This window comes from Streptomyces caniscabiei, from assembly GCF_014930365.1.
Taxonomy (GTDB): domain Bacteria; phylum Actinomycetota; class Actinomycetes; order Streptomycetales; family Streptomycetaceae; genus Streptomyces; species Streptomyces caniscabiei.
Map to the genome: position 1 here is coordinate 93,527 of NZ_JABXWI010000013.1, position 15,556 is coordinate 109,082.

A 15,556-nucleotide genomic window follows, 5' to 3' on the forward strand; every position below is an offset into this window, starting at 1 on the left:
CCTCGGGTTGGGATGGAACGGTGACCACCGATATCGCCATCGACGTCTTCGAAGAGCACCGCTCCGTCCTGATGGGAGTCGCCTACCGCATGCTCGGCCGGGTCGCCGACGCCGAGGACGTGGTCCAGGAGACCTGGCTGCGCTGGTCCGGCGCCGACCGCTCCGACGTGCGCGAACCGCGCGGATACCTGGTCCGTGTCACCACCCGGCTCGCCATCGACCGGCTGCGCCAGGTGCAGTCGCGCAACGAGGCCTACCCCGGCCCCTGGCTCCCCGAGCCGTACGCCACCGACTACGCGGACACCGTCCCGGACACCGCCGAGCGGGCCGTCCTCGCCGACACCGTCTCCCTCGCCGTCCTGGTCGTCATGGAGTCCCTCTCGCCCCTGGAGCGCGCCGTGTTCGTGCTCCGGGAGGCCTTCGGCTACCCGTACGCCGAGATCGCGACCATGATCGACCGCGCCGAGCCCGCCGTGCGCCAGCTCGCCGGGCGGGCCCGCAGGCACGTCGAGGAGCGGCGCCCGCGCTACGAGGTCGATCCCGTCGAACGCCGTGAGCTGACCGAGAAGTTCCTCGCCGCCGCGGCGGGCGGCGACCTCGACGGGCTCATGGCGCTGCTGGCCCCCGACGTGCGTCTGGTGGGCGACGGCGGCGGCATCGGCAAGGCCCCGGTGCGGGTCCTCGAGACCGCCGACAAGGTGGGACGGTTCGTGCACGGCGCGGCGGACAAGGGCCTCCTGGACGCGTCGTTCCGGTTCATGGAGATCAACGGCGGCTTCGCCGTGGTCCTCCTGGGCGACGGCGCGGTCGACAGCGTGTTCCAACTCGACGTCGCCGACGGGCGGATCCAGTGCGTCTACATCGTCCGCAACCCGGAGAAGCTGCTCTCCCTGGCGGCCGTGAAGCCTTGATGAACGCTGTCGGGCGTCCGGCCCGTCGGACGCCCGAGCGTTCGAGGATTGGTCTTGACCAAGGGTGGGGGCGGGCCTATGGTCGCAAGAAAGTGCAACAACCTTTAATAAACAAGGGCGCTAAAAACGCCGCCGGGCCACGGCGAAGCAGCGGAGGACAGGGTGGGGACCCAGCAGCTGGAAACGGTGCCGGAACCGAAGTACTGGCATTTGAAGACCGTGCTCAGTGAGGCATTGGACTCCGAGTTCTCGGTGGGGGAGATCCTGCCCAACGAGCGTGACCTCGCGGCCCGTTTCGGCGTCGCCCGGGCCACCCTCCGCCAAGCGCTGGAGCAGCTCGAACTGGAGGGCCGGCTGCAACGCCGTCGCGGCGTCGGCACCACCGTCGCGCCCCCGCGCGTGGGCGTCGCCGTCGGCACCGAGCAGCGCGCGTGGCCGGGCACCGTCGGCGACACCTGGCAGGCCGTCGACTGCACGGCCTCGGCACCGCCCGCCGCGGTCGCCGACCTCCTCGACAGCGTCCACGGCGAGCAGGTGCACGTCGTACGCCGCTCCCGGATGTCGCACGGCCAGCCCGTCGCCGCCGAACTGCTCTACGTCCCGGCCGCCTCCGTGCCCGCCCTCTCCGGCATAGACGCGCCCTCCGGCGCCGCACGCGCGCGTGCCGTCCTGCGTGAGCTGCAGCGCCTGGAGCTGGAGGGACAGGACCGCTCGGTGGAGCTGGGCTCCGCCCGGGCGGACGACGCCAAGGAGCTGGACCGGCTGCCCGGCGCGCCCGTCCTGGTCGTCACCACCCGCTTCTTCGCCGAGGGACGCACGGCGGCCGTCTCCCTGGCCACCTACCGTGCCGACACGTGCCGCCTGACCTTCGGCGCCTCGGGCGGCGTCGAGATCCACCACGGCCCGGAGCGCCGCGCGTCCTGACGTAAGCGGACGGAACCTCCCGGCCGTACCCGCCGTGCCCCCTCCCGCGGGGCACGGCGTTCTCGTGCCCGGCGGCGGCTCAGCGCCGCGCCGTCACCGTGCCCTCCACCGCGAAGAGCTGCTCCTCGACATGGTCCAGGGCGAGCCGCAGCGCGCCCATGGCGACGGCCGCCTCGCCCAGCCGGGAGAGGGCGACCCGCGGCGGGCGCAGACAGTAGCGGGCCAGCTCGCGGTGCAGGGGATCCAGGACGTCGTCGACGCCGGCCGCCCAGCCGCCGACGACGACCAGTTCGGGATCGAGGGCCAGGACGAGGGCCGTCACATCGTGGACGAGGCGCTGTATGAAGCGGTCCACGGCCTCACGGGCCCGTACGTCGCCCTCGCGCGCGTGCTTGAACACCTCGGCGACCGCCTGCTCGTCCAGCGGGTGCAGGGGCTCGCCCGTGGTCGACAGCAGGGCCTCGGGGGTGGCCTCCCGGCCCAGCAGATGCAGCGCGCCGATCTCCCCGGCCGCGCCGCCGTACCCCCGGTGCAGCCGCCCGCCGATCAGCGAACCGGCGCCCGGGCTCAGCCCCGCCAGCACGAACACCACGTCGTCGGACTCGGTGGCGGCGCCCTTCCAGTGCTCGGCGACGGCGGCCGCGTTGGCGTCGTTCTCGACCAGCACGGAGCACTTGAAGGAACGGCTCAGCCGCTCGCCCAGATTCAGTCCCGTCCACTCCGGCAGGGCCGCGCACAGGCGTACGGCGCCGTCGGCCTCGATGATCCCCGGACTGCCCACCCCGACCGCGCGCAGCGAACCGCGTGGCACACCGGACCTGCGGAGCAGTTCGGCGACGGTCGAGCGCAGCCGCTCCAGGCGGTCCTCCGCCGACGCCGACTCGGAGACCTCCTTGGACAGCGAGCCCAGCACCTTCCCGTCGAGATCGGCGAGGAGCGCCGCCACCCGGTGCGAGCCCACGTCCAGGCCCAGCAGATGGCCGGCCTCGGCCCGGAACCGGTAGCGTCGTGCCGGGCGCCCCTGCCGCCTGGCGGCGCCCTCCTCGGCGGCCCGCTCGACCACCAGACCGGCCTCCACCAACCCCTCCACGACGCCCTCGACCGTGGGCCGGGACAGCCCGGTGACCCTGGTGATCTCGGTCAGCGTGGCGTGGTCCGTGGCCCGCAGCGCGTGCAGCACCACGGCCGAGTTGATTCTTCGAAGCAGAGAAGGATCCCCGCCGGTCAGTGGCCCCAACGTCCGTCCTCCCAGCTCGCGCCCGTGTCTGCCGGATCGTACTCGCCAAGGCGCACCCCGGCGAGTGCCCGACGCCCCCGACCTGCGGAATCCCCGCGGGCGCCTGGCCGGGCCACGCCACAGCGACCCCACTCGCCCGGGTGCCCCACTCGCCCGCTCCCGTGCGCCGACGCCCCGGAGGCAACGCCTGACGGCACGCCAATTGTCAGTGGTGCGCGTTTTACTGGAGCACATGACCATCGCGCGGCATCTCGTCACGATCGACCGGCTGTGTTCCGAGGAGTTCCCCACGGCGCACGGCCGGTCGGACGTCGGCACGGCCGGCCCCGGTTACCACCTCGCCGAGTTAGCGACGAGCGAGGACTTCTGGGACGACGACGGTACGGAGCGGGAGGAGACGGAGGTCCAGTTCGAGGCGGACCGTGACGCCCTGTCCCAGCGCATCGCCGAGCGATGGGGGCCGCCGGACGTGTTCAGTCTGTGGAGCGTGTCCAGCCGCTACCAGGAGGGCGAGGACATACCCGAGCCCTGGGGCCCGCTCAGCTCACACGTGCCCGATGTGCACCTCTGGCAGGCCGACGGCCACGGCCGCTGGGTCGCCCTCGGAGTCTCCCAGTGGGACAAGGAACTGCCGTTCCAACTCGTCGCGCTGATAACGGAGATCGACCCTCCGTGACCCCCGACCGCAGGCCGGGCGGCCGGTCAGTCCTGCGCCGCCACCCGCAGCCGCCCGAACTCCTCCGCCATCGTCGCCGCGGTCCAGTGCGCGTTCAGCCCGCTGGGGTTGGGCAGCACCCACACCCGGGAGGCCCCGATCGTCCCCTCCTGGGGTCCGACGGCGGCCTTGCGGTCGCCGAAGGCGGCGCGGTACGCGGTCACGCCGACGACCGCCAGCCAACGCGGGCGCAGCCGCTCCACCTTGGCGGTCAGCAGCCGGCCGCCCTCCACGTACTCCTCGGCCGTCAGCTCGTCGGCACGAGCCGTGGCGCGGGCGACGACGTTGGTGATGCCGAGCCCGTACGACGGCAGTTCACCCTGCTCGGACGGCTTCAGAAGCCGCGGCGTGAAGCCCGACAGGTGCAGGACGGGCCAGAAGCGGTTGCCGGGGCGGGCGAAGTGGTGGCCCGAGGCGGCCGTCATCAGCCCCGGGTTGATGCCGCAGAAAAGGACCCGGAGGCCGTCCGCGGTGACGTCCGGCACCAGCCGGTCGCGGGCGGCCTCCAGCTCGGCCTGGGTCCAGCGGGTCAGAGGATCGCCCCCGGCGTGTAACCGGCGGCCTCCGGACGCTGCTTCACGATCTCCTCGATCCGGCCGACGACGACGGCGACCTGGTCGGCGGCGGCGCCCGTGAAGGAGAGCTTGTCGGCCATCAGCGCGTCCAGCTGGGCACGGTCCAGCGGGATGCGGTCGTCGGCGGCGAGCTTGTCGAGCAGCTCGTTGCGCTCGGCGCCCTGCTCGCGCATGGCCAGCGCGGAGGCGACGGCGTTCTCCTTGATGGCTTCGTGCGCCACCTCACGGCCGACACCGGCCCGTACGGCGCCCATCAGCACCTTGGTGGTGGCGAGGAAGGGGAGGTAGCGGTCCAGCTCCCGCGCGACGACCGCCGGGAACGCGCCGAACTCGTCGAGGACGGTCAGGAAGGTCTCCAGCAGACCGTCGAGCGCGAAGAACGCGTCCGGCAGCGCGACCCGGCGCACCACCGAGCAGGACACGTCGCCCTCGTTCCACTGGTCGCCCGCCAGCTCGCCGGTCATCGAGGCGTAGCCGCGCAGGATGACCATGAGGCCGTTGACCCGCTCGCACGACCGCGTGTTCATCTTGTGCGGCATGGCGGACGAACCGACCTGACCGGGCTTGAAGCCCTCGGTCACCAGCTCGTGCCCGGCCATCAGGCGGATCGTCTTCGCCAGGGAGGACGGCGCCGCCGCCAGCTGCACCAGCGCGGTCACCACGTCGTAGTCCAGCGAGCGGGGGTAGACCTGGCCGACGGAGGTGAACGCCTGCGCGAAGCCGAGGTGCCCGGCGATCCGGTCCTCAAGCTCCGCCAGCTTGGCGGCGTCCCCGCCGAGCAGGTCCAGCATGTCCTGGGCCGTGCCCACCGGGCCCTTGATGCCGCGCAGCGGGTAGCGGCCGAGCAGCTCCTCGACGCGGCCGTACGCCACGAGCAGTTCGTCGGCGGCCGTCGCGAACCGCTTGCCGAGGGTGGTGGCCTGCGCGGCCACGTTGTGCGAACGGCCGGCCATCACCAGCTCGCCGTACTCGCCGGCCAGCTTGCCGAGCCGCGCCAGGACGGCCACCGTACGGTCCCGGACCAGCTCCAGGGACAGCCTGATCTGCAGCTGCTCGACGTTCTCGGTGAGGTCGCGGGAGGTCATGCCCTTGTGCACGTGCTCGTGCCCGGCGAGGTCGTTGAACTCCTCGATCCGCGCCTTCACGTCGTGCCGCGTGACCTTCTCGCGCTCGGCGATGGAGGCCAGGTCGACGGTGTCGAGGACCCGCTCGTAGTCGGTGAGCGCCTCGTCCGGCACCTCGATGCCGAGGTCCTTCTGGGCCCGCAGGACGGCCAGCCAGAGCTGCCGCTCCAGCCTCACCTTCTGCTCGGGCGACCAGAGCGTGGCGAGCTCGGTGGAGGCGTAGCGTCCGGCGAGGACGTTCGGGATGCGGGGCTTGGCTGGCGCAGAAGTCACGTGTACGGAGTGTACTCAACGCCCAGGGGGGCGTTGGAACACCCACATCGTCCGGAGCGCCGCAGGTCAGGGGCGCGCCGGACGATGTGCGTCGTCGGGTCGGTGAGTCAGCACTTCCCGTCGTCTATGTACGCGACCAGCGCGTCCAGGTCGACCGACGGGTCGTCGAGGCCTTCACGCAGCAGGGTGCCGGCGGACTTCTGGTCGTCCGCTGCCAGCAGCTTGCACACCGTTGCCTGCATTCCGGGGCTCCGGGCGTTCCAGATCTCGTCGTAGCGTGCTTCGTCCCCTGTGGGAGCAGTGCTGCTGGGCGTCGAGGCGGCCGTGTCGTCGCTGTTGCCGCAGGCGGTGAGGAGCAGGGTCGCGGCGATCAGGACGGTGGCGGTGCGGCGCATGGGTCCCTCCGTGATGTGACTGTGGGGGGAGCATCATGCGCGCCGCAGGGGCGCCACAACGGATGTGTGACCATGTTGTGACCCGTTGTAGCGGACGGGGTGGCGTACGACCGCCGCGGGAGAGCGCGCCGAGGCCCTCTTCGCAGGGCCTACGAAGAGGGTCCACGAAGAGGGTCTACGAAGAGGAGACCGAGCCGTCGGCCAGCTCCGCCAGGATGTCCCCGTGGCACGCCTCGGGCGCGCACCAGCAGGCCAGCGTCCTGCCGCGCAGCTCCGGGACGAGGGCCATCAGCTCGGGGTCGGCCGTCAGGTACGCGCGGTACTTCGCCATGACCTCGGCCCGCGTCCCGTCGCGCTTCTTCTTCTCGGTGTCGTACTGGAACGGGTTGAAGAGCGGGTGCTGCGGCAGGTCCCAGTGGCCCATGGTCCAGCGGCGGCCGATGTAGACCAGGTCGCCGGGGGCGAACTCCAGCCGGGGGCCGAAGTCGCGGATGCGGCCCTTGAGGTTGATCACGGTCGTGGTCACACGCGCCTCCCGGTAGGACGGCTCCCTACGCTAGTGGGCCCTCGTACGGCAGCAACTCGGGCCGCTTGGCCGGCATGCCGTCGCCGGAGGAACGGCCCGTGAGGCGGCGGCCTATCCACGGCAGCAGGTACTGCCGGGCGAACCGCGCGTGGGCCACCTGACGTGCGGTCCAGCCGGGCGGCGGTGTGACGGGCATCGGCGCCCGCCACTCCGGGTCCTCCGCCGCGTGGCCGAGCGTCTGCCAGACGGCCTCGGCGACCCGGCGGTGCCCCTCGGCGGTCAGGTGCAGCCGGTCCACGTCCCACATCCGGGGGTCGCTCAGCGACGGCGCGCCGTAGAGGTCGACGACGAGGGCGCCGTGCCGGGCGGCCAGGTCGTCGACACAGGCGAACAGCTCCTCCATACGCGGCCGGAACCGCTCCAGGACGGGACCCTGGCGGCCGGGGCTGCGCATCAGGACGAGCTGCTTGCAGGAGGGGGCGAGGCGTTCCACGGCCTCCTCCAGCAAGGCCCGCACCCGGCCCATGTCGCACTTGGGCCGGAGGGTGTCGTTCAGGCCGCCGACCAGTGTGATCACGTCCGCCTCCATCGCGGCGGCGACGTCCACCTGTTCGGCGACGATCTGGCCGATCAGCTTTCCGCGCACCGCGAGGTTGGCGTACCGGAAGCCGGGCGTGCGCGCGGCCATGCGGCCGGCGAGGAGGTCCGCCCAGCCGCGGTACGTACCGTCGGGGAGCAGGTCGGACATGCCCTCGGTGAAGGAGTCGCCGACCGTGACCAGGCTGGAGTAGGCGGGACCGGAGGCGGAGGGACCGTCGAGGATGGGGTTCGTCTGCATGGCGTCAAAAATGGTACCGCGCACACATACCCACCGGTCGGTCCCCCTGCGGACTGCGGCGGGCGGCGGGGCCGGGAGGGGAGCGGCAGGATTCTCAGACGGTCGGCTGGCCGAACAGCTCCCGCAGGAGTACCCCTACCCGCCGCCGGCCGACCGCCTGCCGCTGCTGGCCTCCCGTCGACAGCCGCTCGCCGGCCCGCCCTCTGCTGCGCCCCCGGGGCCGCCCTAGGCTTGCCTGCCCGCCAACCGTCGACGGCAGGCCGCCGCCCGCCGCCCGGCGTGAGCCTGCTGCCGACCCGTCTGCCTGTCAGCCGCCAGCCGACAGCCGCCGTTCGCTGCCCCCGTTCGCCTGCCTGACTGCCCGCAGCCCGCCGTACGGTGGCCCGCCTCCGCCGCCGTCGCCCCATTCGCCGTCAGGCCACTGCCCGCCCCCAGCCGCCCTTTCGGCCCGAAGGCGGACGGCGGCGGGAGCGGGCGGACGGGCGGCGGGCCGGACCGGGACCGGCAGGGGTTCTCAGGCGGTCGGTTGGCCGAACAGTTCTCGGAGGACGTCCTCCATGGTGACGATGCCCGCGAGGCGGCCGTCGCCGCCCAGGACGGCCGCCAGATGGGTCCGGCTGCGGCGCATCGCGGTGAGTACGTCGTCCAGCGGTGAGGTCTCTCGGACGCGGGCGATGGACCGCATGTCCCGGACGGAGAACGGTACGTCGCGCGGTGCCGCGTCGAGCGCGTCCTTCACATGGAGGTAGCCCACGATCCGGCGCCCCTCGTCGACCACGGGGAAGCGGGAGAACCCGGACTCGGCCGACAGCCGCTCCAGCTCCTCCGGGGTGACCCCCATGCCCGCGTAGACCACCCGCTCCAGCGGGAGGACGACGTCGCGCACGGGCCGGCGGCCCAGTTCGAGCGCGTCCCGCAGCCGCTCCTGCGCGCGGTCGTCGATCAGACCGGCCTCGCTGGAGTCCGCGACGAGACGGGCCAGCTCGGTGTCCGAGAAGGTGGCCGCGACCTCGTCCTTCGTCTCGATCCGCATCAGCTTCAGCAGCGTGTTCGCGAACGCGTTGACCGTGAAGATCACCGGGCGCAGCGCACGCGACAGCGTCACCAGCGGCGGACCGAGCAGCAGGGCGCTGCGCACCGGCTCCGCGAGGGCGATGTTCTTCGGCACCATCTCGCCGAGCAGCATGTGCAGATAGGTGGCGAGCGTCAGGGCGATCACGAAGGAGATCACGTGGCCCGCGCCCTCCGGCACACCCACCGCGTGGAACAGCGGCTCCAGCAGGTGTTCGATCGCGGGTTCGGCGACGACACCCAGGACCAGGGTGCACAGCGTGATGCCGAGCTGTGCGGCGGCCATCAGCGCGGACACGTGCTGGAGCCCCCACAGCACGCTGCGCGCCCTGCGGTCGCCCTCCTCGGCGTACGGCTCGATCTGGCTGCGGCGTACGGAGATCAGGGCGAACTCGGCGCCCACGAAGAAGGCGTTGACGACCAGCGTCGCGAGGCCGATCAGCAGCTGGACGGCGGTCATCGGGTCTCCTCCTCGTGCTCCTCGTCGGACGGGACCGGCGCGTGCAGCAGCACCCGCGCGGCCCGGCGCCCGGCCGCGTCCACCACGTCGAGCCGCCAGCCGACGACCTCCACGGTGTCGCCGACGGCCGGGATCCGGCCCAGTTCGGTGGCGACCAGGCCCGCGAGCGTCTCGTACGGCCCTTCGGGCGCGCGCAGTCCGACACGGGCGAGCTGGTCGGTGCGGGCCGAGCCGTCGGCCGAGTACAGCTCCCGGCCGTCGCCGTCGGCGCCGACGGGGGCCAGGTCGGGGGTCTCGTGCGGGTCGTGCTCGTCGCGGACCTCGCCGACGACCTCCTCGACGATGTCCTCCAGGGTGACGACGCCGGCGGTGCCGCCGTACTCGTCGATGACGACGGCCATCGTGCGCTTGCCGGAGAGCCGGTCGAGGACCCGGTCGACGGTCAGCGACTCGGGGACGAGCAGCGGCTCGCGCAGCAGTTCGGCGACGGAGGTGCGCAGCCGACGCTCGGCGGGCACGGCGAGGACGTCCTTGATGTGCACGGTGCCGACGACCGAGTCGAGGCTGTTCCGGTAGACGGGGAAGCGGGACAGACCGGTGGCCCGGGTCGCGTTCGCCACGTCCTCGCAGGTCGCCTGGGCGTCCAGGGCGATGACCTGGACGCGCGGGGTCATCACGTTCTCCGCGGTCAGATCGGCCAGGTTCAGCGTGCGCACGAACAGCTCGGCGGTGTCCTCCTCCAGGGCGCCCTCCTTGGCCGAATGCCGGGCGAGGGCCGCCAGCTCCTGAGGGCCGCGCGCGGAGGCCAGCTCCTCGGCGGGCTCGATGCCGAAGAGCCGTACGAGACGGTTGGCGGTGTTGTTGAGGTGGGTGATGAACGGCCGGAACGCGGCGCTGAACCAGCGCTGCGGGTTCGCCACCTTCTTCGCCACCGGCAGCGGCGCGGAGATCGCCCAGTTCTTGGGGACCAGCTCGCCGACGACCATCAGTACGACGGTCGACAGGGCCGTACCGATGACGAGGGCCACCGAACGCGACGCGGAGTGCGGCACGCCGAGCGCCTCCAGCGGGCCCGCGATCAGCTTGGCGATGGACGGTTCGGCGAGCATGCCGACCACCAGGTTGGTGACGGTGATGCCGAGCTGGGCGCCGGAGAGCTGGAACGTCAGGTTCCGTACGGCCTTGAGGGCGCCGGCGGCACCTCGCTCGCCGCGCTCCACGGCCCGCTCCAGCCGACCCCGGTCGACGGTGGTCAGTGAGAACTCCGCGGCGACGAAGCCACCACAGATCAGTGAGAGCAGCACCGCCACCAGAAGGAGGAGCACTTCGGTCATCGGGTCACCTCCGTCCCATGGTCGGACAGAGGCGGGAGGGACGCGCGGCGTCGGGCGCCGGTGCTGGTACTGGGAGGCTCGCCCATGGGCGGACGCTCACAACCTTTCCGTGGAGGTTGACAGGTCCACCCATGGTAAAGGATCGGCAAAGACGTATCGGTCACCCGTTCCCCGGTCCGTTCCCCGCCTGATCGAGCGGTGCGCGGCGGTCGGTCTCGCGCGGCGGTCAGTCTCCGAGCGGCTTCACCCATCGCCGCCACTTCTCCTCCGGCGCGTACCCGGCCGCCCGCCAGGCATGCTGGGCCGTCTCGTTGCGGACGAGCACCATCGCGTCGCCGCGCCGTCCGCCGAGCCGTACGAACCGCTCCTCGGCCGCGCCGAGCAGCGCCGAACCGATGCCCCTGCGGCGGCGCCCGGGGTGCACCGCGAGCCGGTACAGATGGCATCGCCAGCCGTCGAAGCCGGCGATGACCGTGCCCACCAGTTCGCCGTCCAGCTCGGCGAGGATCAGAGTCTCGGGGTCGCGGGCCACCAGCCGCTCGACGCCCTCGCGGTCGTCGCTGATGCTCGTCCCCTCGGCGGCCACCTTCCAGAAGGCGAGCACGGCATCGAGATCGTCGGGCGTCGCGGCCCGTATGCGCAGGTCGGTCATGATCGGATCCGATCACGAGCCCCGGACCGGCGACCGGGAATTCCAGGATCCGGACGGGCCGCGCGGGATCACCTGCCCTGCAGCGCCTCGACGACCTTCGCGAAGGTCTCCATGTTCGGCTCCAGGACGGTCAGATACGAGAACCCGTACCGCTCCCGCTGCGCCAGCACCTGGGCGACGATCTCCTCCAGCGTCCCCACCAGGACCAGCGGCAGCTGGAGGACCTGCTCCTCGCTGAGGTTCGGCAGGTGGCCGAGCCACGGCCGTACGGCGGCGGCGCGGTCCTCGGTCAGCTCGACGATCTGGACCAGCAGGTTGAGCTCGGCGGGCTCCTTCCGCCCGGCGGCGAACTCCTGGTACCGGCCGACCCGTTCGTCCAGCTCCTCGGCGGTCAGCGGTTCCAGCTTCCCGCCCTCGACCGTCCGCGCGCCCGTGAACGCCGCGATGTCCGCGTGCTCGGCGGTGAGCCGCAGCATCCGGTCACCGTTGGCGCCGATCAGCAGCGGCACCCGGGGCCGCTGCGCCGGGCGCGGCATGGGGGTCCCCCCGCTCGAGCGCAGCCGAGAGTGGGGGAGGTCGTCGGAACCGAGGAGCCGGTCCAACTCCTGGACGGTGCGCAGCAGATGGTCGACCCGTTCGCCCGGCGACCCCCACGGCAGCCCCGCCTTCTCGTGCTCGGCCGCCACGTACCCGGTGCCGAGTCCCAGCTCCAGCCGGCCGCCGGTCAGCGCGTCCGTGGTGGCGACCTCACGGGCGAGCAGCGTCGGGTTCCAGAAGCCCGTGTTCAGCACGAAGGTGCCGAGCCGCGGCCGCTCGGTCGCCTCCGCCGCGGCCACCAGGGACGGGAACGGGGCCGGCATGCCCAGATGGTCGGGGACCAGGATCACGTCGTAGCCGAGCTGTTCGGCGCGGCGGCACTTCGCGCGCCACTCCCCGCCCGACGTGGGGCTGAGCAGGTTGACTCCGAAACGGAACGGGCGCGGCATGAACTCTCCTCACTCGAAAGGGACTTGAGTCGGGCACACCGGCGAGTACATCATTCGTGCGCGATGGCCGCCAGCACGTTCATCCGGGACGCCCGCAGCGCGGGCAGCAGGGCCGCCACCACGCCCACGACCGCGGAGCCGATCACCACGGCGACGACCGTGCCCCACGGGATCGCCAGCGCCTTCATCCCCTGGAGGGCCAGCACCTGCTGCACGCACACGCCCCAGACCAGCCCCAGCGCGAGCCCGAGAACGGCACCGAACACGGCGATCACCACCGACTCCAGCCGGATCATCCGCCGCAGCTGCCGCCTGCCCAGCCCGATCGCGCGCAGCAGCCCGATCTCCCGGGTGCGCTCCACCACCGACAGGGCGAGGGTGTTGACCACGCCGAGCACCGCGATGACGATCGCCAGGCCCAGCAACGCGTAGACCAGGTAGAGCAGGACGGCGATCTGGCCCCGGACCAGCTCCTTGTAGTCGGCCTGGTCGCGGACCTGCACCTGCGGATACGCCTGAAGCGTCCGCTCCAGGTTCGCGCGCAGCTCGTCGGCGCCCACGCCGGATCCGGCGTTGACGTACAGCGCCGAGTCCTGCCCGTCGGGCACGTACGTCTCGACGGTGCCCGTCCCGAAGAACAGCCCGCCCCGCATCCCGAACCCCTCGGCGCTGTCCTGGTCCGTGAGCGCGCCGACCTTCAGCTCGGCGCTCCTCCCGGCGGGGAACCGCACCGGGAGCGTGTCGCCGACCTCGACGTCGTGCTCCCGCGCGAACTCCACGTCCATGGCGATGGCGCCGTCCGCGAGGGCGGCCGCGCTGTCGCCCCGGGCGTAGGTGACGTTCGCGACCTCGTCGAGCCGGGGGTCGTAGGCCGCGGCGGTCGTCTCGACCCGGTCGCCGTCCGGCAGCCGTACCGCGACCGGGGTGAACCGCTGCCGTACGACGAGGCCGGCGCCGTCGGTGGCGCGGACCTTGTCGGTGACCTCCTGCGGGAACGGCAGGAAGTTCTGGTTCTGGACGACGAAGTCGGCACCGAGGGTCTTGTCGATCTCCTGGTCGAAGGACTTCGTCATCGACGCGCTGGCCACGGACATGCCGCCGACCAGCGCGATCCCCACCATCAGCGCGGCGGCGGTGGCCCCGGTCCGGCGCGGGTTGCGCAGGGCGTTGCGCTGGCTCATCCGGCCCACGGAGCCGAACAGCGCGGGGAACGCCCCGCCCAGCACCCGGATGACCGGCCGTACCAGGAGGGGGCCCGCGACGACCGTCGCGACGAGGGTGAGGACCACACCGAGGCCGAGCAGGGAGGCCGCCGATCCCGTGTCCGACGACACCGCGCACCCCACGAGCGCGGCGGCACCCGCCGCGCCGACGGCCCCGCCGACCACCGCGCGCACCTTCAGCGGCCGTCCCACCCCGGCGATCTCGGCGTCCGCGAGCGCCGCCATCGGCGACACCGCCGACGCCCGGCGGGCCGGCAGATAGGCCGCCACGAAGGTGACGCCGAGCCCGACGACGTAGGCCGCGACCGGTGTCCCCACGCCGATCACCATCTCGGTCGACTTCAGGTTCATCCCGAAGGCGCCCATGAGCGCGATCAGGCCGAAGGCCAGCCCGATGCCCGCGGCGAGGCCGAGCGTCGACCCGACCAGCCCGAGCAGCGCCGCCTCGGCCAGCACCGACCGCCGCACCTGCCGCCGGTCGGCACCCAGCGCGCGCAACAGGCCCAGTTCGCGGGTGCGTTGGGCGATGAGCATGGAGAAGGTGTTGACGATGAGGAACATCCCGACGAGCGTCGCGATGCCGGCGAAGCCGAGCATCACGTACTTGATGACGTCGAGGAACCCGCCCAGCGAGGCGGCGGCCGACTCGGCCTGCTCGTCGGCGGTCTCGTACTCGTACGCCGTCGGCCCCAGCGCGTCGGCGATCCGCCGGGCGAGGACGTCGTCGCTCACCCCCTGCTCGGCGGTCACCGAGATGCCGGTGGCGGCGTCGGGATCGCCCAGCAGCTCGGTCTGCGCGACGCGGGTGTCGAGGAAGACCAGCGCGGAGCCGGGGTTGGGGGTGGTGAAGGTGGCGATGCCGACGACCTCCACCTCGAAGGAGCCCGGCCGGGCGAGCACCGTCAGGGTGTCCCCGATCCGTACGTCCTTGTTCTTCGCGGTGTCCGCGTCGAGCAGCGCCTGACCGGGGCCCTCGGGCGCGTTCCCGCTGGTCAGCTTCACGGGGCTGCGGTCGGTGGGGTGCCAGTCGGTGGCGATGGTGGGGGCGCCCGTCGTCGGCCCCACGGACTTGTTCTCGCTGTCCACGACCGTGACGTTCTCCACGGACACGTCGATGTGGGCCTCCGCGACGCCGTCCACCCGCGCGGCCTGCTCGGCGAGCGACGCGGGCACCGTCCGGACCGCCCCGGTCGGCATCTGGCCCTCCAGCCCGTCGTCCTTCGGGCCCACCGTCACATCGGCCGAGGTGGAGGCGAAGAGCCGGTCGAAGGTACGGGTGACCGTGTCCGAGAAGATCAGACTGCCCGCGACGAACGCCACCGAAAGGATCACCGCGAGGGCCGACAGCAGCAGCCGCCCCTTGTGCGCCAGGAAACTCCGCAGGGTCGCCTTGAGCACGGTCTCAGTCCTCGTCGGCGTCGGCGGTTCCGGCGGCGCCCGCCCCGGTGGTGGGCCCGGTGGTGGGCCCGCTCTCGGGCGTGAAGGCCGCCCGGGCGGTGTCGAAGCGTTTCATGCGCTCCAGGACCGCCTCGGCCGAGGGACGCTCCATCCGGTCCACGATCCGCCCGTCGGCGAGGAAGAGCACCAGATCGGAGTGGGCGGCGGCACCGGGGTCGTGGGTGACCATGACGACCGTCTGGCCCAGCTGGTCCACCGCCTCGCGCAGGAAGCCGAGCACTTCGAGCCCCGCACGGGAGTCGAGGTTGCCGGTGGGCTCGTCCGCGAAGATCAGTTCGGGCCGGGAGGCGAGCGCGCGGGCGCAGGCGACCCGCTGCTGCTGGCCGCCGGAGAGCTGCGCGGGCCGGTGCTTCAGCCGGTCCCGCAGCCCGAGGGTGTCGACGACCTGGTCCAGCCACTTCTCGTCGGGTTTCTTGCCCGCGATGTCCATGGGCAGGGTGATGTTCTCGGCCGCGTTCAGCGTGGGGATCAGGTTGAAGGACTGGAACATGAAGCCGATCCGGTCCCGCCGCAGCCTGGTCAGGTCGCGTTCCCTGAGCCCGGTGATCTCGGTCTCCCCGAGGAACACGCGTCCGGCCGAGACGGTGTCGAGTCCGGCCAGACAGTGCATCAGCGTGGACTTGCCCGAGCCGGAGGGGCCCATCACCGCGGTGAAACGGCCGCGCGCGATGTCCACGTCGACCGAGTCGAGAGCGAGCACCGCCGTCTCGCCCGAGCCGTACGCCTTCGTCAGGCCCCGCGCGCGAGCGGCGATGCCGTCGCCTTCCGCGCGGCCGAGGGTGTGCTCAGCGGCAGCAGTGGACAAAACGGCCTCCAGGCTCGAACCAGTTCGAATTCCGGGCGTTCTCGGCCGA

15 protein-coding genes are annotated in these 15,556 nt (G+C 72.4%); 3 read left to right on the top strand and 12 right to left on the bottom strand.

Features of this window, described 5'->3' with window-relative positions; translation table 11 throughout:
- Window positions 1-20: 20 nt before the first annotated feature.
- A complete protein-coding gene (locus tag HW837_RS32645) occupies window positions 21-911 on the top strand; it encodes an RNA polymerase sigma-70 factor (RefSeq protein ID WP_193380868.1) in 891 nt (296 codons plus the stop codon).
- A gap of 162 nt (window positions 912-1,073) precedes the next feature.
- Complete coding sequence (locus tag HW837_RS32650; RefSeq protein WP_045562398.1) at window positions 1,074-1,835, top strand: GntR family transcriptional regulator; 762 nt, start codon at window positions 1,074-1,076, stop codon at window positions 1,833-1,835.
- 79 nt (window positions 1,836-1,914) lie between these two features.
- Here the strand turns inward: HW837_RS32650 and HW837_RS32655 are convergent, their stop codons facing one another.
- Entirely contained in the window at window positions 1,915-3,072 is a 1,158-nt protein-coding gene (locus HW837_RS32655) for an ROK family transcriptional regulator (RefSeq protein ID WP_193380869.1), read from the bottom strand.
- Between the two features lie 232 nt (window positions 3,073-3,304).
- Here HW837_RS32655 and HW837_RS32660 point away from each other — a divergent pair, with 232 nt between their 5' ends.
- A complete protein-coding gene (locus tag HW837_RS32660; RefSeq protein WP_045562396.1) occupies window positions 3,305-3,748 on the top strand; it encodes a hypothetical protein in 444 nt (147 codons plus the stop codon).
- Between the two features lie 26 nt (window positions 3,749-3,774).
- On the opposite strand, the gene mug is transcribed toward HW837_RS32660, so the two are convergent.
- From mug to HW837_RS32715, 11 genes are all read right to left on the bottom strand, one after another.
- Window positions 3,775-4,272, bottom strand: a complete 498-nt coding sequence (mug, locus tag HW837_RS32665) for a G/U mismatch-specific DNA glycosylase (protein ID WP_093789701.1) — start codon at window positions 4,270-4,272, stop codon at window positions 3,775-3,777.
- Window positions 4,273-4,316: 44 nt separating this feature from the next.
- Window positions 4,317-5,759 carry an adenylosuccinate lyase gene (gene purB, locus HW837_RS32670; RefSeq protein WP_045562394.1) on the bottom strand — a complete coding sequence of 481 codons (1,443 nt, stop codon included), beginning with the start codon at window positions 5,757-5,759 and terminating at the stop codon, window positions 4,317-4,319.
- A 107-nt stretch (window positions 5,760-5,866) separates the two neighbouring features.
- Entirely contained in the window at window positions 5,867-6,154 is a 288-nt protein-coding gene (locus tag HW837_RS32675) for a hypothetical protein (protein WP_045562393.1), read from the bottom strand.
- Window positions 6,155-6,329: 175 nt separating this feature from the next.
- Window positions 6,330-6,680, bottom strand: a complete 351-nt coding sequence (locus HW837_RS32680; protein WP_093789702.1) for a DUF4326 domain-containing protein — start codon at window positions 6,678-6,680, stop codon at window positions 6,330-6,332.
- Window positions 6,681-6,705: 25 nt separating this feature from the next.
- A complete protein-coding gene (locus tag HW837_RS32685; protein ID WP_045562391.1) occupies window positions 6,706-7,518 on the bottom strand; it encodes an SGNH/GDSL hydrolase family protein in 813 nt (270 codons plus the stop codon).
- Between the two features lie 514 nt (window positions 7,519-8,032).
- Window positions 8,033-9,049 carry a hemolysin family protein gene (locus HW837_RS32690; protein ID WP_045562390.1) on the bottom strand — a complete coding sequence of 339 codons (1,017 nt, stop codon included), beginning with the start codon at window positions 9,047-9,049 and terminating at the stop codon, window positions 8,033-8,035.
- On the bottom strand, window positions 9,046-10,383 hold the full coding sequence (locus HW837_RS32695; RefSeq protein WP_045562389.1) for a hemolysin family protein: 1,338 nt from the start codon (window positions 10,381-10,383) through the stop codon (window positions 9,046-9,048). Before HW837_RS32695 ends, HW837_RS32690 begins: the two co-directional genes overlap by 4 nt.
- Window positions 10,384-10,609: 226 nt before the next feature.
- Entirely contained in the window at window positions 10,610-11,035 is a 426-nt protein-coding gene (locus HW837_RS32700) for a GNAT family N-acetyltransferase (RefSeq protein WP_045562388.1), read from the bottom strand.
- Window positions 11,036-11,103: 68 nt separating this feature from the next.
- Entirely contained in the window at window positions 11,104-12,021 is a 918-nt protein-coding gene (locus tag HW837_RS32705) for an LLM class F420-dependent oxidoreductase (RefSeq protein WP_045562387.1), read from the bottom strand.
- A gap of 50 nt (window positions 12,022-12,071) precedes the next feature.
- The gene (locus HW837_RS32710) at window positions 12,072-14,642 is read right to left on the bottom strand and encodes an ABC transporter permease (RefSeq protein ID WP_193380870.1); all 2,571 of its coding nucleotides are present in this window, start codon (window positions 14,640-14,642) and stop codon (window positions 12,072-12,074) included.
- A gap of 4 nt (window positions 14,643-14,646) precedes the next feature.
- Entirely contained in the window at window positions 14,647-15,507 is an 861-nt protein-coding gene (locus HW837_RS32715) for an ABC transporter ATP-binding protein (RefSeq protein ID WP_045562385.1), read from the bottom strand.
- Window positions 15,508-15,556 lie beyond the last annotated feature (49 nt).